General features: G+C 48.2%; 24 protein-coding genes and 1 tRNA gene. 8 read left to right on the forward strand and 17 right to left on the reverse strand.

What is annotated here, in order from left to right:
• Positions 1-130: 130 nt before the first annotated feature.
• From AC58UX_RS06385 to AC58UX_RS06400, 4 genes are all read right to left on the reverse strand, one after another.
• Positions 131-2,362: a helix-turn-helix domain-containing protein gene (locus AC58UX_RS06385; RefSeq protein ID WP_497250624.1), complete on the reverse strand. Its 2,232-nt coding sequence runs from the start codon at positions 2,360-2,362 to the stop codon at positions 131-133.
• Positions 2,363-2,521: 159 nt separating this feature from the next.
• Positions 2,522-4,186, reverse strand: coding sequence for an extracellular solute-binding protein (locus AC58UX_RS06390; RefSeq protein ID WP_497250626.1), 1,665 nt, complete (start codon positions 4,184-4,186; stop codon positions 2,522-2,524).
• Positions 4,187-4,362: 176 nt separating this feature from the next.
• Positions 4,363-5,235, reverse strand: coding sequence for a carbohydrate ABC transporter permease (locus AC58UX_RS06395; protein ID WP_497250628.1), 873 nt, complete (start codon positions 5,233-5,235; stop codon positions 4,363-4,365).
• Between the two features lie 172 nt (positions 5,236-5,407).
• Positions 5,408-6,247 (reverse strand): lipoate--protein ligase family protein, encoded by an 840-nt coding sequence (locus AC58UX_RS06400; protein ID WP_497250630.1) that lies wholly within the window; start codon positions 6,245-6,247, stop codon positions 5,408-5,410.
• Positions 6,248-6,499: 252 nt separating this feature from the next.
• On the opposite strand from AC58UX_RS06400, the gene AC58UX_RS06405 reads away from it, so the two are divergent.
• From AC58UX_RS06405 to AC58UX_RS06415, 3 genes are all read left to right on the forward strand, one after another.
• Positions 6,500-8,290 (forward strand): DEAD/DEAH box helicase, encoded by a 1,791-nt coding sequence (locus AC58UX_RS06405; protein WP_497250632.1) that lies wholly within the window; start codon positions 6,500-6,502, stop codon positions 8,288-8,290.
• Positions 8,287-9,279: a YqhG family protein gene (locus AC58UX_RS06410; protein WP_497250634.1), complete on the forward strand. Its 993-nt coding sequence runs from the start codon at positions 8,287-8,289 to the stop codon at positions 9,277-9,279. Before AC58UX_RS06405 ends, AC58UX_RS06410 begins: the two co-directional genes overlap by 4 nt.
• Before the next feature lie 116 nt (positions 9,280-9,395).
• Positions 9,396-10,352 carry a hypothetical protein gene (locus tag AC58UX_RS06415; protein ID WP_497250636.1) on the forward strand — a complete coding sequence of 319 codons (957 nt, stop codon included), beginning with the start codon at positions 9,396-9,398 and terminating at the stop codon, positions 10,350-10,352.
• Positions 10,353-10,434: 82 nt separating this feature from the next.
• On the opposite strand, the gene AC58UX_RS06420 is transcribed toward AC58UX_RS06415, so the two are convergent.
• Complete coding sequence (locus AC58UX_RS06420) at positions 10,435-10,626, reverse strand: YqzE family protein (protein WP_497250638.1); 192 nt, start codon at positions 10,624-10,626, stop codon at positions 10,435-10,437.
• Positions 10,627-10,717: 91 nt separating this feature from the next.
• Positions 10,718-10,999, reverse strand: a complete 282-nt coding sequence (locus AC58UX_RS06425; protein ID WP_497250640.1) for a hypothetical protein — start codon at positions 10,997-10,999, stop codon at positions 10,718-10,720.
• 167 nt (positions 11,000-11,166) lie between these two features.
• Here AC58UX_RS06425 and AC58UX_RS06430 point away from each other — a divergent pair, with 167 nt between their 5' ends.
• Positions 11,167-11,373: a hypothetical protein gene (locus AC58UX_RS06430; RefSeq protein ID WP_497250642.1), complete on the forward strand. Its 207-nt coding sequence runs from the start codon at positions 11,167-11,169 to the stop codon at positions 11,371-11,373.
• Between the two features lie 103 nt (positions 11,374-11,476).
• Here AC58UX_RS06430 and AC58UX_RS06435 read toward each other — a convergent pair whose 3' ends face one another.
• Complete coding sequence (locus AC58UX_RS06435) at positions 11,477-12,130, reverse strand: Bax inhibitor-1/YccA family protein (RefSeq protein WP_497250644.1); 654 nt, start codon at positions 12,128-12,130, stop codon at positions 11,477-11,479.
• Positions 12,131-12,283: 153 nt separating this feature from the next.
• Positions 12,284-12,367 (reverse strand) — tRNA-Leu (locus tag AC58UX_RS06440).
• A 113-nt stretch (positions 12,368-12,480) separates the two neighbouring features.
• On the opposite strand from AC58UX_RS06440, the gene AC58UX_RS06445 reads away from it, so the two are divergent.
• The gene (locus AC58UX_RS06445; protein ID WP_497250646.1) at positions 12,481-12,666 is read left to right on the forward strand and encodes a hypothetical protein; all 186 of its coding nucleotides are present in this window, start codon (positions 12,481-12,483) and stop codon (positions 12,664-12,666) included.
• Between the two features lie 107 nt (positions 12,667-12,773).
• On the opposite strand, the gene AC58UX_RS06450 is transcribed toward AC58UX_RS06445, so the two are convergent.
• Complete coding sequence (locus AC58UX_RS06450; protein WP_497250648.1) at positions 12,774-13,478, reverse strand: adenosylcobinamide amidohydrolase; 705 nt, start codon at positions 13,476-13,478, stop codon at positions 12,774-12,776.
• 49 nt (positions 13,479-13,527) lie between these two features.
• Positions 13,528-13,791, reverse strand: coding sequence for a hypothetical protein (locus AC58UX_RS06455; RefSeq protein WP_497250650.1), 264 nt, complete (start codon positions 13,789-13,791; stop codon positions 13,528-13,530).
• 191 nt (positions 13,792-13,982) lie between these two features.
• Between AC58UX_RS06455 and AC58UX_RS06460 the strand changes: the two genes are divergently transcribed.
• Entirely contained in the window at positions 13,983-14,300 is a 318-nt protein-coding gene (locus AC58UX_RS06460) for a hypothetical protein (RefSeq protein ID WP_497250652.1), read from the forward strand.
• A gap of 86 nt (positions 14,301-14,386) precedes the next feature.
• Here the strand turns inward: AC58UX_RS06460 and AC58UX_RS06465 are convergent, their stop codons facing one another.
• Positions 14,387-14,713 (reverse strand): hypothetical protein, encoded by a 327-nt coding sequence (locus AC58UX_RS06465; protein WP_056615938.1) that lies wholly within the window; start codon positions 14,711-14,713, stop codon positions 14,387-14,389.
• 80 nt (positions 14,714-14,793) lie between these two features.
• Complete coding sequence (locus tag AC58UX_RS06470; protein WP_497250655.1) at positions 14,794-15,363, reverse strand: xanthine phosphoribosyltransferase; 570 nt, start codon at positions 15,361-15,363, stop codon at positions 14,794-14,796.
• Between the two features lie 268 nt (positions 15,364-15,631).
• Between AC58UX_RS06470 and AC58UX_RS06475 the strand changes: the two genes are divergently transcribed.
• Positions 15,632-16,345, forward strand: a complete 714-nt coding sequence (locus AC58UX_RS06475; RefSeq protein WP_497250657.1) for a DUF4309 domain-containing protein — start codon at positions 15,632-15,634, stop codon at positions 16,343-16,345.
• 51 nt (positions 16,346-16,396) lie between these two features.
• Here AC58UX_RS06475 and AC58UX_RS06480 read toward each other — a convergent pair whose 3' ends face one another.
• Positions 16,397-17,032, reverse strand: a complete 636-nt coding sequence (locus tag AC58UX_RS06480) for a DedA family protein (protein WP_497250659.1) — start codon at positions 17,030-17,032, stop codon at positions 16,397-16,399.
• 156 nt (positions 17,033-17,188) lie between these two features.
• On the opposite strand from AC58UX_RS06480, the gene AC58UX_RS06485 reads away from it, so the two are divergent.
• Complete coding sequence (locus tag AC58UX_RS06485; RefSeq protein WP_497250661.1) at positions 17,189-18,229, forward strand: YkvI family membrane protein; 1,041 nt, start codon at positions 17,189-17,191, stop codon at positions 18,227-18,229.
• On the opposite strand, the gene AC58UX_RS06490 is transcribed toward AC58UX_RS06485, so the two are convergent.
• The 4 genes from AC58UX_RS06490 to AC58UX_RS06505 are packed head-to-tail and all read right to left on the reverse strand — an operon-like array spanning position 18,161 to position 23,444.
• Positions 18,161-18,604 (reverse strand): hypothetical protein, encoded by a 444-nt coding sequence (locus tag AC58UX_RS06490; RefSeq protein ID WP_497250663.1) that lies wholly within the window; start codon positions 18,602-18,604, stop codon positions 18,161-18,163. The two genes, AC58UX_RS06485 and AC58UX_RS06490, sit on opposite strands and share 69 nt — an antisense overlap.
• 29 nt (positions 18,605-18,633) lie before the next feature.
• Complete coding sequence (locus AC58UX_RS06495; protein ID WP_497250665.1) at positions 18,634-18,909, reverse strand: hypothetical protein; 276 nt, start codon at positions 18,907-18,909, stop codon at positions 18,634-18,636.
• A gap of 24 nt (positions 18,910-18,933) precedes the next feature.
• Positions 18,934-22,170, reverse strand: a complete 3,237-nt coding sequence (locus AC58UX_RS06500) for an AAA family ATPase (RefSeq protein WP_497250667.1) — start codon at positions 22,168-22,170, stop codon at positions 18,934-18,936.
• On the reverse strand, positions 22,167-23,444 hold the full coding sequence (locus AC58UX_RS06505; protein WP_497250669.1) for a metallophosphoesterase family protein: 1,278 nt from the start codon (positions 23,442-23,444) through the stop codon (positions 22,167-22,169). Before AC58UX_RS06505 ends, AC58UX_RS06500 begins: the two co-directional genes overlap by 4 nt.
• Positions 23,445-23,460: the final 16 nt, after the last annotated feature.

The raw sequence follows: 23,460 nt of genomic DNA on the forward strand, positions 1-23,460 counted from the left end.
CACAGCTTCTCTTCGTATTTATCTTTACTTTACGTGGCCCGCTGCCCCTTCTCAATACACAAGAATCCAGTATATACATCCTGATCGCAAGGAAAAAAGCATCCCCCTCATCGGGTGAATGCTTCTACCTTTACGACGCGCGATGCAGCTTGCGATAATCACCTGGCGTCATTTGCATCATCTTTTTGAACATCCGAATGAAGGACAGTGAGTGAATATACCCAACCTTCAACGAAATGGATTGGATCGATTCATCCGTTTCTTCTAACAACCGCTTTGCGCATTGGATCCGGAGGCGCGCTAAGTAATCAACGAATTTTTCTCCCAGCTCTTGCTTAATTAATTGGCTGACTTGCTTGTCATTCATATCAAAGGCTTCACCAATCATATTCAGTGATAAATCCGAATTGACGAGATGCTCATCGATAAATTTCTGCATTTGCCGAATGACCGAGCGATTCGAACTGCTCTCATGGATAACCGTAATGTTGCTGTATTCCTCATCCAGCAGCTTCAAGTAGTGATCCGCCAGCTCATCCAGCAGCTCATAATGATCCAACATTTGCAACAACGCTGGATACGCTTGCGATTCCCAATGCGCTGTATAGGCAGCATTCAATTCCTTCATCGCATGATTCAACTGATAGTTGAAATACTCCATCGTGATGACAATATCATCTTTCACCGCATGTTCGTCGCGTAGATTGCTGATCAAATTATGAAAAGCCATGCGCCATTCTTCGTTACCCTGCTTGAACATAATGACGATTCCGCGAACAAGCTGCAGACGATTATACACGTCACTGTCCATCTTCGGTTTTATTTCCAGGAAATAAATAACCCGGCCTAGTCCGAGTACGGTCTTATATTTTAATGATGTGACAGCCTCTTCATAAGCGAGAGGAATGTCCTCTGATTGACCTGCCAGCGAGCTTAACCCTGTTGTAACGGTAAACCGCAAATGCTCATTCACCCACTGGTGCATCTCTTCCATGACAACTTTCGTCCCTTGTCCATCCGAAGGTTCCTTCAGAAACAAGAGTACGCCCAGCCGATCGTTATCAATCCATTCTCCCCAAGCAGCCAGCCCGTGCTTCTCGGCAATCTCACCCGCCACACTTTTGAGGGCAAACTTGAATAAGGTCTGATCACGATGGTTGTAAATCTCACAAAACTGCTGAAATTTATCAATTTCAATCACTGCCATCTGGAGCGCAGTATACTGAATGGAGAGTCGGTACGTCGCCAGCTGTTCCTGCCAAGCTTCAGGTGAGAACATTTTGCTCCCTTGAAGTAAATCCGTAAACAGGACTTGCTTGCGATAGACCATGTCTTGTCTATGTTTCTGTTGAAACTCATTCGATTGATCGATGAGCTCCGTTATCGCATTTTGGATAAAATGAAACTCATCATGCCCATCCGACGGCTTATCGAGCACCTTCTGGAACGCGCCTGTACGCACCTGACGCAAGATCGATTCAACAGGTCGGTAATGATTCTTAGAAACATGGATAATCCACCAGATCCCAATGCCTAACATCACAATCGTGATCACAATCCAAAGAATGTATAGACTCGAGAACAAGTAAGTAACTCCGCCTTCTTTCAGACCAATCTGCATGACCCAGCCGGTATAGGCTGATTTCATGACACCTGACTGCAGTGTTGTGGATGTCGCAATAGCTTTACCTGTTTGATTGATCGCATAGTTATTTGAATCCAGCACTTGGATAAAGCTGTAATGCGAATAAGCCATGGCATCAATCATTTTCGCGATATAATCCACATTCACATTGATGACAATGAAACCTTTGTCTCCCGTTAGAAGAGGCGCTTTGCGCACAATACTGATGACGCGTCGCGGTTTTTCTCCGATATATTCCGAATAATTGCGAACAGGCAGCCATTCCGCAGGGTTTCCATCTTTAACCATACGTTGAATAAATTCAGCATCACCAAACAACTCAGACGGGACAATGAGACTTCTGCTTAATACCTTACCGTCGTTTTTTCGATACAGATAGGCAGAATCAATTTCGGGATAACCAGAAACGAGCTGCTCCAGCTTTGAGACTGGAAGTGCTAAACCATTATAACGATCTCCTTCAGCTGCAAAATAAAAACCATTCAACCCATCGTTATAATTGAGCTCTCGCAACACACCTTGATCGATTTGCTTGAGTGTACGATCCAAATTTCCAAGCGCCTGCTCCATAAATATGTTATTGGCCTTCTTCGCTTGGCTTTGCGCCATATAATTGGTGAACACGAAAAATAAGACAGATAACAGAAATACGATGATGACGAATACAGGGATGTACGAAATGAGGAGCCGATTAAACCAGTTTTTATTGATCTGCATGTTACAAAACTCCTTTGAAGTAAGGCTGGTTGAGTTCATTGTAACCTGATCTGTTTGACTTGCAAATACGCTATTTTCAGTGATATACATTTTTCCTCTGAACACCGAAAAGACCGGATCAGAGATACATGCTCTGTCCGGCCCATAAGGAATTATGAATTATTTCAAGTTATAAATGTCTGTAACCAAAATCGCATTAGCTTTATTCGTTTTATACCAATTTTGGAACCACTCATCAACCTTCGGTCCACCTGCTTTATTCCAAATATCCTGGGATGTTTTAATCGCTTGCTCCGCAGTGATACCTGGTGTTACGATCGCTTTCACGAACTCATCAGGCGCACCCGTTTTGGCAGCAGCGCTTTGAATGTTCGGTACGCTTTGTACGATCATATCCAAGTCTTTTGGAACCGAAGGCACCTCCAGTAAATAGCCTGCTACTGGGCGCTCAGGAGCAAGATACAGCTTGCGCGCTTCTATAAGAATACGCTTAATTTCCTTCTGTGCAGGCACGCTGTCACTAAGTGAATCGATTCGCGTATCACAAGTTGGCATTCCTGGAAGCGTTGACATCATCATGCTGTAATCCCCGGCATAGCTGCGTTCTTTTTTGTTTTTATCTGCGTCAACTGGTTGCGGGCAACCTTTCGCATCGAGCTTGTAGTGCTCGCCTTCAATTCCCCATTTCAGTGCTTTAAGCGAGCTTTCTTTGGTCAGGAAATCCAGATATTTAATGACCGCGACTGGATCTTTCGCCTTTGCATTTACAACTGCAGCATTTTGTACAGGCGATGTGACTGGTGGACTGAATTGACCGAACGAGCTTTTCGGAAGAAGGATTGGCGTTACGACAGCATTTGGATCGTTTTTCAGCAACGTTTCCATCTCGATTGCACTCGGTACCCCACCTGTATAGAAGCCAAGCTTACCGTTCAAGAAATCCCGCTTCGCTTTATCCCCCGTCGTATCTACAGCGAAATCTTTATCAATGACATTGTCTTGGAACAACTTCTTCTTAAACGTTAAGCTAGCTTGCTGATTCTCCCAAGCATAGTTCAGGTTGCCGTCTTTCAAATTGTAATTGGAGAACACCGGTACACCAAACATGAAGTCAATGACCCTTTGGTTATATCCGCCACCGAGTGTAAGGCCATACGTATCGTTCTTGCCATTACCATCTGGATCCTTCTCTGTAAAAGCTTTCGCAACAGCAAACAACTCATCCGTCGTTTTCGGAGCTTCCAAGCCCAGCTTCTTCAGCCAGTCCGTACGAACCATGAACACCCAGTTCACTTCCAGCTTGCCCAGAACCGCGATATCATACAACTTGCCGTCGGAACGTGTACCGAATTTTCGGAGAAGTGGATTTCTTTCCAGCAATGCTTTAAACTCAACGCTATTTTTCGCAATCAAGTCATCCAAAGGCAGCAATTGCTTGGACTCATACCAAGAACTGCGATTTTTCATATCATAATCTTGAATTAAGTCAGGCGCTTCGCCAGAAGCGAACATCACGTTCAGCTTATCTTCTGGTTTCGTACGAGGGATCGGGACGAAAGTGACATCAACAGGGCCGTTCTTATTAATCCACTCTGTCCAGCGGTTTTTATCCAGCGACCCTTCTTCCGGAACCATGTTCCCGCGATCATAAATGGTGGTAGAAATCTTGCCTCTCTTTTCAGGAGCTTTCGATGCCTGCGTGCTGGCAGTGCTTGTCGATGCTTCCGTTCCTTTACTTTCGTCCGCCTTGCCGCAAGCTGCAAGTAAACTGATAGACGATAAAGCAACTGCTACCGTGGATACAACGAGTAATCTCTTTTTCATTTGGGTAGACCTCCTCAAGAATGTACGACCTTGTGTTCATCAGTAGAATCACCGATGTGGTTCGCTTGACCTCACTGTAGACCTGCGGCTACCCCTCCAGCAATATACAAGAATCTCTGTATATACATCTTTTTATGGGATATACCTTTTTCAGCGATATGCCGATTTCGGCTTCATTACCCTTTTACAGAGCCAATCATAACGCCCTTCACGAAATGCTTCTGGACAAAAGGATATATGATCAGCATCGGAAGAATCATGACGATGACACCGGATGACTTGATGGACTCTGGTGTAATTTGAATCGATTCTTCCGGACGTAAATATTGATCGACTTGGACCATGCTGTTCATAATCATTTGCTGAACGATAACCGTTAGGTTTTGTTTAGCCGGCGAGTTAATATAGATAAGGACACTTTGGAACATGTTCCAATAGCCGACCGCGTAGAACAAGATCAATGTTGCGATCGCAGGCACCGCCAGCGGCAAATAAATGCGTCCGATGAGCCACCATTCATTGCATCCATCCATTCTGGCTGCTTCATCGAGCTCTAAGGGAATATTCTCAAAAAATGTTTTCAAAACCAACGTATTATACACGCTGACTAATGCCGGCAGCCACAGCGCCCAATACGTATTCACCATGCCCAGATTCTTAATCAATAAGTACCCGGGAATTAAGCCTGCACTGAATAGCATCGTAAAGATCAGCATCATCGTGAACGTCTTTCTTCCAAAGAAATAACGCTTGGACAACGGGTATGCCGCCAAAATCGTAAACCCAATGCTTAATAAGGTCCCCACGACCATAATCTTGACACTGTTGGCAAACGCCGGTAAGATTTGTGTCCCTTTGAACAATAATCGGTACGATTCCAAATTCCACCCCACGGGCCATAAACTGACATGCCCTGAGATAACGGCTGGCTGATTACTAAAGGATAACGCGAGCAGATGGATCAAGGGCAGCACGCATGTGATCCCAATGACGGTTAGCAGCAAATAATTCAATGCATAAAACAATTTCTCTCCTGGTGATGCTTTCATCGGACTCCTCCATCCACTTCTTATGATATAACACCACTGTAAAGTGTGAGGAAAGTTCCTTCAATACACACGATTCGGGTATATGTCGAATCAGGTATCCTGCCTGTAACTACGCGCAGTAAATACAAAAAGGTTGGTCAGACATAGGCGCCTGGCCAACCTTTCACAATGGTTACCGTCGTAAATTCCACTCATCCGTGCCATATTTCTCACGTACTAGACGCTCAGTAAGTTCCACCTCATAGTCCGTCAATGACGACTCGACCAATTCAACACCGAGCCCAAGCGCGATTTCGCGTCGGAACGCTTCCTCTACTTCCCCAAGCGTAACTTCTTTCTTCCCTTGCGCTCGCAGCAATTCATTGATCGCCACAGCTTTCTTCAGAAAGCTCTGTTTCATGCGATCGGCTACCTTCTCATTGGAGAAACGCAGCATCCGAAACAATTGATCTGTATCCATATCGAGCAGGATTGAGCCGTGCTGCAGCACGACGTTTTTCTGGCGAACCTGTGCGCTGCCGGCCACTTTGCGACCTTCTACGACAAGCTCGTACCACGATGGTGAATCAAAACATGCCGCTGAACCAGCGGAGGCATATTTTTCTTTTTCCTCATCGCTCGCCAGCTGCACCATTTCCGCTTCCAGCCCTAGCGCTCGAAAGCCTTGCAACAGTCCTTCGCTCAGCACGCGATAAGCTTCCGTTACGTTGCGCGGAATGCCCGGATAATCCTCTGCTACGATAATGCTGTAGGTCAATTCCTTATCGTGCAGAACGGCTCTGCCCCCCGTTGGACGTCGCACGAAGCCAATTCCCTCGTTTGCAACGGCCTCCTGATCGACTTCTGCCGCCTTTTGAAAATAACCGATTGATAAGGTTGCAGGATTCCATCCATAGAACCGCACCGTCGGAGGCACCTTGCCCTCACTGTGAGCGGTAAGAATCGCTTCATCTAAAGCCATATTTTCAGCAGGAGAACGGTCTCCTGTATGTATAAATCGCCAAGCTGTCATCGTAAGTTCTCATCCTTTCCTGTACCGCGTACCCTTTTTCCCAAAACTAACCTCTATCATAGCATATTCAGGTTCGGCATTCGACCTCCGAGACCTGTTCACTAGTTAAACACTTACATGGGAAAAGTTATGAAAGAACGTTCTCTGGACATACTAGCCTATATGCGACGCTTGCGAGGGTAGGCGCAGAATCAACGTAGCTTATGCTTACGATGCTAGTTTTGCTACGCAAAACTTTTAGGAGGGCAAGCCATGCGTCAACATGATCAGCAAGAGAACATTCGCCCCATTCATAAACATCTGGATATGCATTTTGAGAGGGACTGGTTTACCGAGCTGGACAATCGTGTACGTGGAGGAGGTCCTTGGGACGACTGGACCCTATATCAGCTAGCCTACGAATCGGAAGAATCGGGGCTTATTTCGACGTTTGATGATATGCAGTGCCTCGCGCATCTGGGGACTTTAGAGCCTATGACGCATCAGATCGAAACAGCTAAGCGCGTGCTGAATGAGATGCGTGGACGGGCGATTTTAGCCGACGAGGTTGGACTCGGGAAGACGATTGAAGCCGGTTTAATTTTAAAAGAGTACATGATCCGCGGGCTTGTCCGCAAAACGCTCATCCTAGTCCCCGCTTCCCTCGTGCTTCAATGGGTAAGGGAATTGAATACCAAATTCGGCATTCCGGCCGTAGCACATAAGAAGGCCTACATGTGGCAGCAAGCCGACATCATCGTGGCCTCGATGGACACTGCCAAAAGAGATCCACATCGCGATATCGTGATGGGTCTTGAATACGATATGCTCATCGTCGATGAAGCGCACAAGCTTAAAAATAAAAAAACGACCAACTACACCTTTGTGAACGAGCTGCGCAAAAAATACTGCCTGCTTCTCACAGCTACGCCGGTGCAGAATGATCTCAAAGAGCTCTACAACCTAATCACCCTGCTGAAGCCAGGACAGCTCGGCGGTCAGAACAGCTTCAAGTCCAACTTTGTCGTGGGCAAGCGTACGCCGAAGAATGAAATTCAGCTGCAGCAGGAGCTGTCCAAAGTCATGATCCGCAACCGCCGTGGCGATGGCGGCGTGCATTATACGAAGCGTGTTGTGAAGAACATCCCCCTCACGCTATCTGACGATGAACAAGCGCTCTACGACGGGGTTACGAATTTCGTACGAACGCGGTACTCCGAGAGTGGCGGCGACCTCAGCTCAATGCTGTCCATGATTACGCTCCAGCGTGAGGTTTGCAGCTCGCGAGATGCTGTTTTCATTACACTGGTAAATCTATTTAAGAAAACAGCCGAAGACTCCCCCGTTCGCCCGAAAATTTGGGAGCTCGTCGAGCTGATTCGCAGCATTAAGTCCAATAGCAAAGCGGAAACGACGATGCGACTCATTCAAGACATCAATGATAAAGTCATTATTTTCACCGAGTATCGCGCTTCTCAGGAGTATTTATTGAACTACCTCAAAGAGCACAAAATTACAGCTGTTCCTTATCGCGGCGGCATGAATCGCGGCAAAAAAGACTGGATGATGGATCTTTTCCGCAACCGTGTTCAAGTACTCATTGCAACTGAGGCTGGCGGCGAGGGGATCAATCTCCAATTTTGCCACAACATGATCAATTTCGATCTCCCGTGGAACCCTATGCGCGTGGAGCAACGGATTGGCCGGGTTCATCGACTTGGGCAAACCCATGACGTCAACATCTACAACTTATCCACAAGGAATACCATTGAAGAACATATCCTCTCGCTATTGCACGAGAAAATTAATATGTTCGAATTGGTGATCGGGCAGCTGGATACGATTTTAGAAAAAATCGAGAAACGGGGCTCGCTCGAAACCTCGCTGTTCCGCATGGTGATGGAAGCCGGCTCTGGCGAGGATATCCGCCGAAAAATCGATGAGCTGGGGCATTCCTTCAGCGAGGTGAGAGAGGAAATCGAGCAAAATCCGCAGTATGGCGCCAAGTTTCAAGACATCCTTGATGCCGTTGGCGGTGCTCAGAGCGCGGAGGCCAGCCAATGAATAAACGAAACATCCACTCATTCATGATGCGTTTTCTGGAAGCTTATGACTGCACGATTCTGGAGAAAACACCTGCAGCGATAACAGCCAAGCTCTCTCCTGAAGCCGATCGGGAAATGACGGGCCGTCCGTACTACTGGAGCTTTATCGAGCGAACAGGTGCAGCAGCGGAAACGATGACCTATAAATTTGTGATCGACCCTGAGCAACTGCAGCTGGAAGCGAAACCGAAGGCTGCGATGACCGCTGTCAAAAGCCCTCCCCCTCCTGGCAACGGGCCAGCAGGACAAGGCGGGGCTGCTGCCGGGAGTGCGCCGGATAGCATCCTCGGCCGTTATTTCGGCTTCGTACCGACGACGATCGCTACGCGAGTTCCACAAGATGAAGTCACGTTTGGCAGCCGACGGCTTGACCAGGTTTTTGGCATCGTTCGCGAGCGCGGGCGATTCATTCACTTATTCGAAGAGCCTTTCCCGACAGGGGCGACCTATCACGGTTCCCTCGTTTACAACACATGGCTCTGTGTGAACTACAAGGTTGAGCTCCTCTGTGACCGGAAGCGAACTGAAATCCATTCTCTCGCGATTCAGCTTGGCACTGGGGAAATTCGGGAGCATTTTCACAAGCATATGTTAACTAAGAGTCTCACTCCGAAGCTACCTGCGAATAGTCACATTTTACCCGATACGATTTCGATCCCGAAGGCGATCAATGCTTTGGAGGCCACGCTTGAGCGCAAAATCAGCTCCTACGACCATCGATGGGCGGATGATGCGAACGCTGAGCACCGCAGTGAAATCGATCGCGTGGAACGGTATTACAATGGGCTGCTGCTCGCAGCAGAACCCGACAAACGTGACGAAATCGAGATCCAATGTCGGAATCGGTTGGAAGAAATCGATTGGCAGCATAAGCCACGGATTGCCGTTTCCGTTATTAATGGCGGATTATTTCATCTAAATGCGAATCGTTTGCCATCCAGGAACTGACGCTAGTCGCTAAAACCTCGCAAATAACACGCAACAGGTTCTAACATTCTTTTTAAGACATACGCATTACAATAGTCACATAGACTAATAGGTTAGGGAGAGGCAGGTGAACGAAGATGAAGTCGTGGACCGCTTGGACAGCCACTTGTTTCATTTTATGCAGTATTGGCTTCATGCCACTACACACCTCAGCAGTTGACAACCTAGGAGGGACAGGCTCTGGCTTAGGCACTAGCTTAAGTCAAACCCAAATGCAAAGCAAAACAGCAGCAACTGGGGCACCTGACTTTACGAGTACATCGTCATTCGGTTCAACCATCAGTCAGTGGCAATCTACACTTGCTAAGGAAGCTGGCTTTTCGGCCTGGCAGCAAGCTCATTGGAACAGCTATCCGCTCGGACCTGGCACCCATGGATGGGTCATCATCCTGAGTGATCAGGGGCAAGAGGTGGGCTATATGATAGTTCATGCCGTAGATGGCGGCGGTTTCCGTTTGACCGAATATGGGACAGGCACCACTCCATTATTTAGTTTAGCCACGTTGTATCGCTCTTTGATACAACAAGAACTCATTCCTTCTGCAACCTTATACGACGATTTTGTGTTAGATGATACGATCACGAAAGACCGCTTATATATGGATACCCTAACTTCAGTCTGGAAAATAGCGCTTGATGGCGAGACCTATTATCTCGATGCCAAGTCGGGCGAATTGCTGCCGCTCACGGAGGATCCCACGCCGCGCCTAGCTGAAAGCGTTGCGAGCGCGACGGATTTATCGCAGGGCTCGCATAGCCTTGTACGACCAGCATTTGATCCCTATGAGCAGCTGCCATGGATTCAAGGTACACCGCTGCCTGTTACCTCCTTGGCTGAGCTTCAGGTAGCACTGGAGCAGCAAGGCGCGCTTACTTTCGTTACCGAGCTGTATGATGAGCAGGTGACGATGCCGTTAGCCGTACTCGGTTACCAACAATGGATACATGGGGATAACTATTTAGTATTGGATCATGAAGGACCGCGGTATGTGCTGTTGGATGCTTCGCTTGGTTTAGGGGAGATCTATCCTTGATTGAGGCGCCGCGACTCGCGTGAATAAGAAAAGGCAAAAGGCCAACCCGTTTTTTGGGTTGGCCTTTTGGCATGTTACAACCTTATTTCCTCGACTTCGTCCGTCCGAACAACATCCGCGTCGCTAATGGCAGCATCCCAAACCAACGGGTTTGCCAACCCTCACGCTGCTCTTTCATCGACGCTTTCGCTTGCTTGCGAACTTCCTTCGGCGTGTCGATATAAGTGACGACTTGTTGGGTTATGTACTTCACCAGATCATCGCTTTTTGCCATACGTCCACCTGCCTTTTACCCTTATTCTAACCAGAGCAAGTTGGCTTTAAACTTCATTAAGGCAGGTGGCTGGCCGCACACGCATTGGCAATCAACCCGGCCTTCCGCCGCTCTCTGCAATTATTTTATCTGCAAATGTCTTAATCGTGCCGCAGCCTAACAGCATGGGCTTATTATCACACAGCAACATTAAGGTTTGGGCACTCGTATCCCAGGCATATTGAAAGCCAACATTCATGCTGACCACTGAAATCGTAAATTTGCCTGATGCTGTGTTGGGGATTGAAAATCCTTGCTTCCTGCCCACCTGCTGCAACGCTCGGAACACCGAAGGCGTAATCCCTTTATACGTCCATGTGCTACAAGTTGCCATAGGTTTTCACACCTTTCATAATTAGGATCTTTAAATTGTATGATTCATGAGCTGAAATCGTGCTTATTTCCACAAAAAGCGTTCGTTCTGTTCGCTTAATCCGCTTCTAATCTTGTCCGTCCAACATAAGCTAAAGTAACTAGAGAGAGAAAGAGGTGTTGGTTTGAATGTGGGAACTGATGCTTGCAACTGAGCAGCTTGATATTTATATGGATGAAGCAAATCTTAGGCTAGAAATACGTATTAAGTCAGAAAGTAATTTATCCCCCCTAGTAATTCGTATGAATCATACAGATTTAACCCAATTAATCCATACACTTCTGGAAATCAGTCGAAGCTTTCGAGGAGATGTTCCTTTTTTTCATACAAAATAACCAGTTGTGCCGTGCACTTGAAATAAAAAAGCACGATGTACTCTTCCCCACTTTTTCGTGGTTCGGAGCCATCGTGCTTTTTTGTCATGCGTTGGCCGCATGTTTAGTTTCTATTGATACCTGCGATTGAAGCGATGAAACGCAAAATATACAAGAACAAGTTAATGAAATCAAGATAAATATTCAGCGCAGCAAGCGGCACAGCTTTGGGCTCAACACCGTTGCGATATTGGGCTACATCATAGAGTACCCAACCGCTGAAGATCAAAATCCCAACCATGGACCATACCAAATTCATTATGGAACCGAAGTTAAGGAACATGCCGAGCACACTCATCAGCACAAGTCCAATTGTACCTGCAAACAAGAAGCCGCCGAGGAAGCTAAAATCACGTTGGGAACGGTGTGCATAGAACGCCAACGATCCGAAAATCGCTGCCGTCGCAAAAAAAGCACCCGAAACCACACTTGCTCCAAGCTGACCGCCGTAAGCCATGATAACCGGATATAACGTCACGCCAGAAATCGCTGTGAACGCGTAAAGAAAACCGTAGCCGATATGCTTGCCGCGAATCCGAATGATGATAGCGGCTACCAACATGACTACCTCTGCAACTACGAAGAGCATAACCATCGATGGTGGTACAACCATTGCGCCAATCAATGTTCCTATGAAGGAAACCAACAGCGAAATGGCAAACGTTTGAAGCACATGTGAAAAGCTGCCGGATTGTGTAATCGTAACTGTTCTTTCCATGAAAAACTCAGCTCCTTTAGCAATAAAGATGTACAATCTATGCTATGTATTATACCTGACATTCATGAAAACTGCTATGGGGTGGCGGTTTGACAGTTTGAGATATAAAAACAAACCCTTCGATTACCTCGAAGGGTTTCGCTTTTACTATGATGCGGTCAAGAGGACTCGAACCTCCACGGGGGTAAGCCCACACGGACCTGAACCGTGCGCGTCTGCCAATTCCGCCATGACCGCGTTTACAAAAATACTATACCATGTGACTCGAAAGCTCGTCAATGAAACTTTTGCCACTCAGGTATAATTCTATCGCCTCTTCCAAACCCTATTTCCAAAGGAGGAATGACCCTATGGATGAGGAAGAAATCAAAGCATTAGAGCCGAAATACACCGGAAATGAGCGTCATCTAACTGAGGGCGAGGCGCAAGCCATCGTCCACGATCCGAACTTCACAAACGAGAATGACGACGGCGAAATCTCTGACATCGACGCACTTGCGATTGGACTCGCATACGGCGTATATCGCAGAACATAAGTCGTAAGGATGGGGGTTCCAAGCCATGAAAGCGGCGAGGAACCCTTTTTTCGTACCGTAACTTGAAGCAGAAATGCAAAAGAGCATCCCTGAGCATTGATTTAGGGCTACCCTTGCGATTGCGCAGCAGCAGCACGTTTGCTCATTTCAAGCTCATACATTTGTCCGGATGCTAGGATCGCTTCATACACCGTCCTGCCAATAAGGTAGCCGAGTGTGGTTGCTGTACCCGCGTAGCGATAGCTCGTCCCTCTGCCTGTCGCGGCTATCAAAACGGCATCCGTAGTCGTGCCTGTGGCCACTTGGCCTTTATGCTCGATGTTCAAATCTTGAAGCGCGGCAGCTTTTGCTTCGGTGGCGGTTATCACCGCGTTCACCATGGCGGCATCCGTCAACTGGCCCTCAATTACAACGATGGTGTTAATCGTGCCTGGATAAAGTGAAGCCGAAGGCAATACGGCGCCTGCTCGGGCTTTGTTCCCCAGCCCAACTGTCACCCAAGCGGCAACACGAAGCGTTTCCCCACTGCCTTCTTCCTCCAGCGGCCAAGCTAACTCCTTGAATCCAACATCCTTAACCCACGCCGCGGTAAGCATGCCTGCCGTATCTTGAGGATTAAGCCCTTCCCGTGCGATGAATGCTTCCATCTCGACCATTGGATCTAGCTCATTATACGTCTTGTCCACTTGGCGATTCATCAGAACACGATGCGACCCAAACCCACCGCCCCAAGGTGACGAATTCAGCGTTCGCATAGGGGTTTCACTTGTAATCTGCAAATAGCGCCCATAAGGCGATTGCACCTGCTTCATTCCAACTCCACATATCCGACTACTTACAAAAGTGCCTTCGCCCTCACACTCACTCTGTCTCATCGGACAGATCATCCGGCGCTATCGTTTCCTGAGGCAGCATGAACGCTGGCGGCCTTTCATTCTCATAGGGCTGGTACACGTATCCGCGGGCCAGCTTGACGACTCTGCGATTTTTTTTACGAATAAGAACTGTCTCATCATCCCAAGCTACAACAATCCCTCGCACATCGTTCGCGGGACTGACGTCTCGAATTACTCGCAGCAGTGTGCTATCTACGCGATATTGGTCCAATTGTTCTTCTGAAATCATCTATGTAGCACCTCCAATATTATGATCATAATGTTATTCTTAAGCTTAAGCATACACCAATTCGCAATTCGGTGAAACTTTACATAAATCCGTTCATCTTCGGTTACCTTAACGAGGACGAGACACAGAGACACGCGTTAAGCGACAAGTCACAGGCAAATTCATGCCTACCGTAAGGGAGGACATTATACATGGAGAAGAGAACGTACTACGTCAATGTAGGCACGGGAGAAGTACTTGAAGACAGCACAGCGCTTAATTATGAATTTGAAATAACAGCAACCGAAGATGATATCGCCAAGCTGCAAGAGCTATTTGAAGAAACCGACAATTCTTCTCAAGGCAGCTACGGGACCTCCTGGCTTCCTTGGAAAGTGTATTACTCCAATGAAACGAATCAAGAATATGACTACTATTTAACCGAAGTGTATCGCACGCTGCACCGTCTAGGCTCTGAACAGACCAAGCGGCATATCGAAACGATGAATGTTTTAGAAAATGGGATTTAACTGATTTGAAGAACGCCGCATCCACCTCAAACTGAAAAAAAGGCCAAGAATCCATGAGGAGTTCCTTGGCCTTTTTCTTATATTTTTTAGCTTACATGCTCTTTCGAATCATTCGTTTCAAACCAGAAATCAAGGACTTTGCTTGACATCACACGTTTCTTAATATAATCCGATTGTGCAACAGAGAACTGCTGCTCCCACTCGATCGTTAGCTCCGTACAAAGCTTCACAATCGTTAGCAACTCGGACCAGGCCACATAGCGCTTATACCAGAAAAATTGAGGGTGTTCAATCATATACGGATACAGGTCATCAAACTCTGTATGTTTACAATCAAGCGCTCGTTCAAAGTGAGTCTTCGCTTCCCCTAGCTTTGTCATAAAATAGTCAATGGAACCATTTTCGATACCCATAGATGTCAGCCTCCTCTCTTACCTTGTAATCATTATAATGGATAATTGGCATTCAGGGAAGTCATAGCCGAAATGTAAAATCAGTCAAAAGTGATCTGCCCGTTCGCCAGCGAAGCAATTCGAGCCAGCGACTCCACGCGAATACCGCGTTCGCGAATGGATTTTCCGCCATTTTGAAAAGATTTTTCAACGACTATACCTACGCCTACGAGTTCTGCTTCCGCTTTTTCTACAATTCGAATTAAGCCGCGCGCTGCGTCTCCGTTCGCAATGAAATCATCGATCAGTAGGATTCGCTCCCCTTTTTGAAGCAAATGAGAGGAAACCATAATATCTGTAACGATGCCTTTGGTAAAGGACGGAACGCGTTCGCTATACGTATCTTGATCCATCGTTAAAGTTTTCTTGCGACGAGCAAATACCATTGGAATACCTAATTGTAATGCCGTTGTATACGCAATAGGAATACCTGATGATTCCACAGTTAACACTTTGTCCGGCTTCGTTTCTCTAAACAATCTTGCAAATTCCTTCCCCATCTCCATAATGAGAACAGGATCTACCTGATGGTTCAAAATGACATCAAGCTTTAGTACTTGATCCGAAGCAACGACGCCAACCTCTAAGATCCGCTGTTTTAATAACTCCATGAAATCGGCCCCCTATAGCTGTCTATTATGAGTAAGTTACCATATTGCTCCTGCCTGTTTCAAGTCCATTTATAAAATAACAATAAACACTGAAACTTTTTGGGCCGCAGTAGTGTCTATATATATAAGAGGATTTCATACAAAGTGAATTCGTTCTAGAATTGCTCACATTTGGGCACGAAGATGCATTGAAAACCTTTGATAAAACAGTATCATTAATCTTACTTGTATTTTTCACTTCAACTACTCTCCTCGGAGGAAAGGAAAGATGGCAATGAACAACCTAATAAGACCTATCCTTGTAGGCTGTATACCTGTTGCAATTGCGTCATTCTTGGTGACTGGATGCCAAGAATCATCTGCTCCTGCTCCAAAGGCAACCATAGACGTAACAACGACTGCACCAACCCAGATTTCTCAGGAGCCTGCGCCTTCACTCGTAGTCGCAGTTCCAACCGCACCCCCTGCAGTTGATGATAGTACGAAGCATGAAGCGCAAGTCGCTGGTATTACGAAAGTGGATCAAGGGGATCTAACTCAATCACCTAACATCACAAGTCCAAAACCGACGGCTAAACCGAAGGTCAAAGCTGAGGATGCTTACCAGCAAGAAAAGCCCACCTTGATGGGATTAAAGCTGGGAACTGCGAAAGCTGCTGTACTGGAGCGCTTTGGCAAGGTGAAGAAGCAATTTGTAATGGAAGAAGATAACATTGATGTTTACGATTTCACCGACTTTTCAGTTGGTTTTAATAGCAAAGGAACGCTTGAATTCGTAGATGTACATTCCGTGGATATTGACCCTGGTTTGCATGGCTTACGATTAGGCCAAAGCGTACAAGAGGCGATTGCCATCCTCGGCAAGCCCGATACGAACTCAACTTATGTGCTGACCTACAAAGCGCAAGGGACTTTGCTTAAGATCGATATTGACCCGCATGACAACACGATCCAATCGATTAAGCTTTTTGGAAATTCGTAGCCGATAAGGCATTTATAAAAAAGACCATGAATTCAGCCCTAAAGGTTGAAATCATGGTCTTTTTTTCGATTTCCGTCTCAGTATAACAATGTGATGTTTCCGATAGCGAAGGTAGATGAACACGCCGATCGCCGCAAGAACGGCAAGCACCAAGAGTGTTATTCCAATATAGGAATGCATGACATGTAAAAATCCCTCAATATTGTCGCCGATAAATCGGCCAAGGGTAAGGAAGGTCGTACACCAGAGCAGCGCTCCCGATCCCGCATATAAGATATATTTATAAAACTTCACGCCGCTAACGCCTGACAAATAGCAAGTAAAGTGACGCACCCCAGGTACGAAATAACCGAAGAACACGGTCCACAGCCCGTATTTCTTAAACCAGCCTTCCGCTCGCTCGATTCGGCTTGGGGTCAGCTTTACCCATTTGCCATATCGATTGAGAAAAGGTTTTCCCACACGATGACCGATCAGATAGCTAACCGTCATCCCCGTCATGGTTCCAGCATAGATAACGGCAAGTGTTGGGCCGAAATCAAAGGGGCCGCCTCGCGCAGTCAAAGAGCCAATGAACACCATCAAGGTTTCATCGGGTATCGGGGCGCCTAACATGCCAGCCGATAATATGAGATATAAAGCCAAATAGCCGTAATGACTAATAAAATCAAACAGAGCTTCCTTCACACGAACACACTCCTGCGTTTTACCTTTAACCTTCAACTCAACTGCGCAACTTCACGTAATAGGACTTATACAGGGGCTTGCCCTAACTTCCAGTCATGCAAGCTTACACACAAACATACCTTGTACTATATCAAACGAAAGAAAGCGAGGCAATATATGCGAAATGGTGCACAGATTGTCCGTGTCGCCTTCACCTATATCGGAACGGTCGTTGGGGCGGGTTTTGCTTCCGGACAAGAAATCCTTCAATTTTTCACTCGCTATGGCTCGCTGGCAACGATAACAATTGCTTTATCTACCGTACTATTTATATGGATAGGCATTCAGCTTATGCTCATGGCTCATGACCTCAACGCAGCATCCTACGAGGACTTGAATAAAGTGCTGTTTGGAGACAAGATCGGGAAATGGATTAGCTTGTTTATGATGGTTGTCCTTTTCGGCATTACAACAGTCATGTTAGCGGGTGCTGGCACTGTCTTTGAAGAGCAGCTCCATCTCTCGTATACCACAGGACTTCTGATCACACTCGTTCTTGCGTATCTCATTTTAACGCGCGGGATCAAAGCCATTATGACCGTAAACTCCATCGTTGTTCCCATCATGCTGCTGTTCAGCTTCGTCATTGTCGTCTATACGTGGCATTCACCAGCGTCTGATAACTGGCTTCGGATCGCAAGTGATGAGCATCCTATCCGTATCTGGTTTGCGCCATTTCTGTACACCGCGTTTAATTTGGCAATGGCTCAAGCAGTACTCGTGCCAATGGGCGGAGCGATTCGCGATCGGTCTATCCTCTTTTGGGGCGGCTTGCTTGGCGGAGCAGGCATTGGCTTGCTGCTTTTAGCAGCACATTATGCGCTATCTGCACAAATGCCCGGGATCGCCCAATTTGAAATTCCGATGGGAAATATTATGACGAAATTAGGCTATTTCCCACAAGTCGCTTATTTGCTCGTCATCTATGGTGAGATTTTTACGACCTTCATCGGCGATGCCTACGGGTTATCCATGCAGCTCCAGCAACGCATCAAGATACCCCCAAAGGTGCTCCTCATCGGGATTTTACTACTCAGCTACGTTGTCAGTCATATTGGATTTAAAACATTGTTATCCGCTCTATATCCACTATTTGGCGTAATTAGTGTCGTTTGGCTCGTTCTGATGATCTGGCGCAACCGCCGGAGAACGTTGTAGCCCATGTCCTTGCCCTGGAGGAAAACTAAGCACTACAATCAAACGGATGAACAACAACAGCATGCCCATCGCGGATAGGACAATCCCGGTAAGCAGGTACGCCCAATGGAAATTTGCAATTTCGGTATGGTCACGACCAACAGCCACAAGCTCTGCTACCATTAATAAAAGTCCAATGATAAATAAGCCAACGACTGCAAAATCAATTATCGTCCATCGTGAAAAATATGTACTTGCAATCTCGACTTGACTGACTGCTCTAGGAGACGCTGCTTGCTGCCGCCAGAGCTGATGTACCGTCCATGCCGTGTAAATGCCCGCTCCTGTCACAAAAAGACCAACGACCGCACCTAAAATAGCTAAAAATAAGTTCATGTCGGGACCCTCCCTTCTTCATCTTACTACTAGTGCTTACGCAAGCCATAAATAAGCAGCAATGTACAGCCAAAGCTAATGACTGGAATCGCATAAAGCAAAGGAAGCAACAACACGGGGGGAAGCTTCATCGCAGGAAACCAAAGCTGCTGCAGTCGCTTCCTTTCCACCGTTCCCTCTTCATGATCTCCCTTGGCCGCTCGCAGTGCTTCGGTTGCTCCCTCGTTCCACTGAATCTTCCCTTTTTTCCAACCGACCTGATAGGAAATTTCGCGGTGGTCCTTCCTCTTATCGTTTCCCTCCATGTTCGATGCCTCCCATCCTTTGTGCTATAGGTGAATATATAGGTGATCAGGAATGACTCTGGCTGCCGCATCGCGCACATGACCATGACATGTAAAAAGCAGCACTTGATGACGCAAACTTATATCCGCCAAAACGCGCAAACAGCTTTCCATCCGTTCCTCATCGAAATTCACGAGAATATCGTCCAACACTAACGGCAAAATCGCTTTCCCGCCATACTCCTCTACGAGAGCAAAACGCATAGCTAAGTACAGCTGCTCGGCAGTTCCACGGCTAAGCTGACTCGTATCGACGGACTGCCCGTTCGCTCTTACAGCAAACAATCGCTGCTCGCCGAATGGTGCTTTGACAGCTGTGAATGCGCCATTCGTCATCCTTGCAAAATATGATGATGCCTGCAGCAGCACGCCTGGCTGTCGTTCCTGCTCGTAGATATCGCGAGCTTTTTTAAGTAAGAGAGCTGCGAACGATGCTACCGCATATTGATTCGCTTGCTGAGACAACGACGTTCGAATCGACTCGGCCTGCAAGCGCTGATTTGCCGCTTCCGCCCCCTGCTCCAGCTTTTCGATCTGACCCGTAAGCTTTCCAATGATCTCTCGGAGCTCATTCGATTGTGTGATGGCTTCCGTCAATTTCTGCTGTAGAGACTCGACTAACAGAGCTGCCTCTTCTTCTCCCTGGGAATCCAAGACATCCATGAAACTCGCCATTAAAGATCGGCTTAATAAGGATTCAAGAGCGGCATCTAATACTTTGCTTTCATCTTCCAGCTTTTTACGTTCCAACTGCTCTCGTTCCAATATCCGCAAATGCTCACCGTCTACAGCAGTTCCTTCCTCAAAAAGCAATTGAAGACGAGATTGTATCCGCTCCGCATGTTGGTCAACTAATAAGAGTTCTTGCTCAGCCTCTGAGATCAGCTGTTCGTTACGCTTTTGTGCCGTGAGGCGTGTCAGCTGCTGCTGCTCCTCCTCTTTCCAACGTTTCAACGCAAACAAACTGTCGAGAGCAGAAGATGGCAAATGAAGCAGCTTACGAACCGTTTCTTCAAATGTATGGACGTTTCCGATTAACATGTCTAGCTTGGCGGACAATTTGTGAAGTTGGCGCAGCCCCTCCTGGGCCTGCTCGATCACCTGAATCGTTTCTAACAGAGCATCCGTGGATAAATGCGGGCCTAACCCTAATTCTTGCAACCAGGTCTGCCAAGCGACCTGAAGCTTTAACGTGTCATCTTGAATCTCTTCTGCGAAGAGGAGACGCTGCTCGTAATGCTGCTCAAGCGTATGTAGATTTTCGCTAGCATCCCGTAGTTTCTCAAGCTTACGGAGCTGTTCGCTGTGTTCATGCTTACTTTTCTCTGCTTCACGCAGCCATGCATCTAAATAAGGCTGAAGCGCCTCTATGGAAACGGTTGGAACTTCTCTGCGATCAAAACTTCGTTCAAAACTAGTAAGTTCCGCCGTTGCTGCAGCTGCTTCGAGATAGCTCGTTTGTTGCTGCTGACGCTGAAACTGCTGGATTTGCTCCTGAATGCGGCGTTCCAGCTGTTGAAGCTCCTGCTCCAAGCGATGATCCTTCGCGATCGCAGAGGGCATCGTACGAGACGCTCTGCTCCCTTCAGTTTGCCGACCTGAAAACCAAATATACCAAGTCACACCAGCGAAGATGAGGAACGTGCATAGCGCTGCCAGCCAGCCGCCCTGCCACAAGACAATGATCGGTGCAATCAACGCCAGTAGCCCTGCTAGCATCACCATACGTTTACGCAATGAACGAGCAGCGTCTCTTCCTGCTTTTGCCGCTTCTTCAAGACCTTGCAAATATTGCTGTTGTTCAGCTTGACGCTCTTGCTGATGCGTAAATTGGCTCATTAACAGCTGCCAACGCGCATAATCAGACGCCAGCTTCTGTAAAAAAGCTGTTGGATCTGAATCCAGCATCCCATTGCTGCCGTTTTGAAAACTTCTGCACGCAGCTTCTAGCTGAGCCACTTGCTCTTGCCCGCGCGAAAGCTGCGTCTGCAAGCTTGCCAGCTCCGACTGCATGCGCAGCTCTGTATCGGTTCTATGACGGAACTGCTCTTTATACGTACGCACTTGTTCACGAAGTGAAATCGTTACCGCGAACGAGGTGATATCGGTTTCATCCCATTGCACATCTAAATTGGATACCAATCTATCCACTTGCGCCCGCCCATGCGCAAGCTCAACCTGTAGCTGTTCGATCTGGCGTTTATTCTCCTCGTAGCCGGCTGATTGCTCCAGCAAGTGGTTAAGCTCGACTTGATGCGCGAGCACCTCCGGCTCCACTGGGAGCGCGGCAAGCTCTTTGCGCAAGCTCTGCAGCCGCAGCTGCAGCTTGTCGCGCTCTGCTTGCAGGCGCTCCTGCTCGGCCTCGAGCGCCTCTAGCCTGACCGTGGCCTGCTCGGGGAAGCCCTGCCGAGCCGGCAGGCTCTCCAGCTCGCGGCCGATCTGCCGCAAGCGGAGCCATCCGCTGCGCGCCTTGCCGGCCAGGCCGAGCTTGTGCAGCTCCGCGCGCAGCGCCTCTTGCTGCCCCTCCAGGGCAGCAGCGCGAGCCTCCGCGGAGCGGCGTTCTTCCTGCAGCCGATCATACTCGGCTGCCCCGTCCCGGCTGCGGCGCAGCGACTGCTCCAGACCCTCGAGCTCCTTCAGGAGACGGTTCATCTCCTGATTGCGTCCGCGAGGTCTGTACAGGCCGTCGGCCTGCGCCGTGAGCTTGCGCTCGGCCTCCATGATGGCCGAGCCGCTTACACCAAGCCCAGCGCTATACAGATAGCCGCTGAGCTCATCCGTCTGCAGGGTGCGCAGCTCCTGCAGCTCGGTTAAACCAAAAGCGAACAAGCTGCGGTAGAGATCGGCCGAGAGGCCGCCTAGCAGCGTGTTCAGCAGGTCTTCACCGCCGGTGGTACCATCGGCGAGCGTGACCTTCACGAGCCCCGCAGAGGCTCGTTTGCCGCCTGTGGCGGGCGCGTCGTAACGCTCGACGCGGATGCGCTGACCCTGCTCATCGAGCAGGGTTAGGGCGCCCCCGTGGGCGCCGCCGCCCAGCGGCTCGTAGCGCTCCGAACGATTCGTCCGCGTCGGGAAGCCGAACAGCACCGCGCGGACGAAGCCCATAAGCGTGCTCTTGCCCGCTTCGTTGGCGCCGTAAAAGACAGCCAAATTGCTGTCTGTCTGCAGCTGGCGATCACGCAAGCTGCCAAATCCATCGATTTGGATAGCCGTAATTCTCATCCCATTCCACTCCCATCGGCGAGAAGAAGGTCTGCAACGAGTCCTTCAGCAGCACGCAGCCATTCCCGCAATTGCTCCGGCGTTGCACCAGCCGGATTGCCAGCGGAATGAGGCAGCCCTTGAAGCGCAGCCAATGCCTCACCTGCAAAGCTATCCAATGCAGCCTCGTCACCTTGCAGTGCTACTGCATACCTTAAGAGATCGCCTAAAAAGCTCTTCTCTTCTCTGACCGCCATCAGATCAACTTCGCTAGCCGTTCGATCCTCGATCGATTCGATCCACATGAAGCAGCCGCGTTCCACTTCTTCTTCTCTGAACTCATCGATCAGTTCTTGCAAGGCACGCCCTTTACGCAACCGTTCGTGAATATCACTGCGTCCTTCCAAGATGATGCGCACAATCCCATCTCGCCCATTGGCCTCCTGACGCTGCCGATCCAGCAGCTCGCCTATGCGATCTTTTAAAGCCTGCTCTGTTGAAATCGAGGTCACGGATAGTTTTTCTTGAAACCAGCGAACCGTATCTAAGGGTTTAAAAGCAAGCTCAGCCCGCCCTTGTTCATCGATATCTACCAAATAGCAGCCGCGAGATCCTGTTTCCCGAATACTTCGGCCTTGGATATTTCCGGGGTACACGATGGCTGGTTGTTCGTTCACAATTTGTCTCGTATGTACATGTCCAAGAGCCCAATAATGCATGCCCGCATCCAATAAATCTTGTTTGCTGCATGGCGCGTAGTTATCATGATGGGGATCTCCATCCACATTCGTATGTAAGAGCCCGATTTGGCACACCCCAGCCTGTCCTCTTTTGAATTGAATGGCAAGATTCTCGGTAACCGCTGCTTTCCCATAGGAAATCCCATGAATCTCGGCGATTGTTCCACGATCTTGTTTCACAACCTGGAACGTCTCCACCTTCTCAGACGCAAAAAAATGAACGTCTGCCGGCCAAACCAGCTTTGCAGCACGTCCATCCTCGGGGTCATGATTACCATGTATGATATACACTGGAATGTCTCCAGCGGCCAATTGTTCCACAGCTTTTTGAAAGCGAATTTGCGCGCGCAGCGAACGATCCGACAGGTCGTAGACGTCTCCGCTAATCAACACAAAATCCACTCGTTCGTGTAAGGCGAGCGCCACAAGCTCCTTCAACGCTTCGAACGTCGATTCGCGAACTCGCTCGCGAACCCGCTCAGGAAGCGCCGACATGCCTTTAAATGGGCTATCTAAGTGCAGATCGGCAGCATGTATAAACCGCAGTCGTTTCATGGCTCTAACGCCTTCC

The sequence above is a fragment of the Paenibacillus sp. J22P90 genome, assembly GCF_059692195.1.

Coding starts and splice junctions, on each gene's coding strand:
- AC58UX_RS06385 (WP_497250624.1), bottom strand. CDS start 2,362: ATGCAGATCAATAAAAACTGGTTTAATCGGCTCCTCATTTCGTACATC.
- AC58UX_RS06390 (WP_497250626.1), bottom strand. CDS start 4,186: ATGAAAAAGAGATTACTCGTTGTATCCACGGTAGCAGTTGCTTTATCG.
- AC58UX_RS06395 (WP_497250628.1), bottom strand. CDS start 5,235: ATGAAAGCATCACCAGGAGAGAAATTGTTTTATGCATTGAATTATTTG.
- AC58UX_RS06400 (WP_497250630.1), bottom strand. CDS start 6,247: ATGACAGCTTGGCGATTTATACATACAGGAGACCGTTCTCCTGCTGAA.
- AC58UX_RS06405 (WP_497250632.1), top strand. CDS start 6,500: ATGCGTCAACATGATCAGCAAGAGAACATTCGCCCCATTCATAAACAT.
- AC58UX_RS06410 (WP_497250634.1), top strand. CDS start 8,287: ATGAATAAACGAAACATCCACTCATTCATGATGCGTTTTCTGGAAGCT.
- AC58UX_RS06415 (WP_497250636.1), top strand. CDS start 9,396: ATGAAGTCGTGGACCGCTTGGACAGCCACTTGTTTCATTTTATGCAGT.
- AC58UX_RS06420 (WP_497250638.1), bottom strand. CDS start 10,626: ATGGCAAAAAGCGATGATCTGGTGAAGTACATAACCCAACAAGTCGTC.
- AC58UX_RS06425 (WP_497250640.1), bottom strand. CDS start 10,999: ATGGCAACTTGTAGCACATGGACGTATAAAGGGATTACGCCTTCGGTG.
- AC58UX_RS06430 (WP_497250642.1), top strand. CDS start 11,167: ATGTGGGAACTGATGCTTGCAACTGAGCAGCTTGATATTTATATGGAT.
- AC58UX_RS06435 (WP_497250644.1), bottom strand. CDS start 12,130: ATGGAAAGAACAGTTACGATTACACAATCCGGCAGCTTTTCACATGTG.
- AC58UX_RS06445 (WP_497250646.1), top strand. CDS start 12,481: ATGGATGAGGAAGAAATCAAAGCATTAGAGCCGAAATACACCGGAAAT.
- AC58UX_RS06450 (WP_497250648.1), bottom strand. CDS start 13,478: ATGAAGCAGGTGCAATCGCCTTATGGGCGCTATTTGCAGATTACAAGT.
- AC58UX_RS06455 (WP_497250650.1), bottom strand. CDS start 13,791: ATGATTTCAGAAGAACAATTGGACCAATATCGCGTAGATAGCACACTG.
- AC58UX_RS06460 (WP_497250652.1), top strand. CDS start 13,983: ATGGAGAAGAGAACGTACTACGTCAATGTAGGCACGGGAGAAGTACTT.
- AC58UX_RS06465 (WP_056615938.1), bottom strand. CDS start 14,713: ATGGGTATCGAAAATGGTTCCATTGACTATTTTATGACAAAGCTAGGG.
- AC58UX_RS06470 (WP_497250655.1), bottom strand. CDS start 15,363: ATGGAGTTATTAAAACAGCGGATCTTAGAGGTTGGCGTCGTTGCTTCG.
- AC58UX_RS06475 (WP_497250657.1), top strand. CDS start 15,632: ATGGCAATGAACAACCTAATAAGACCTATCCTTGTAGGCTGTATACCT.
- AC58UX_RS06485 (WP_497250661.1), top strand. CDS start 17,189: ATGCGAAATGGTGCACAGATTGTCCGTGTCGCCTTCACCTATATCGGA.
- AC58UX_RS06490 (WP_497250663.1), bottom strand. CDS start 18,604: ATGAACTTATTTTTAGCTATTTTAGGTGCGGTCGTTGGTCTTTTTGTG.
- AC58UX_RS06495 (WP_497250665.1), bottom strand. CDS start 18,909: ATGGAGGGAAACGATAAGAGGAAGGACCACCGCGAAATTTCCTATCAG.
- AC58UX_RS06500 (WP_497250667.1), bottom strand. CDS start 22,170: ATGAGAATTACGGCTATCCAAATCGATGGATTTGGCAGCTTGCGTGAT.
- AC58UX_RS06505 (WP_497250669.1), bottom strand. CDS start 23,444: ATGAAACGACTGCGGTTTATACATGCTGCCGATCTGCACTTAGATAGC.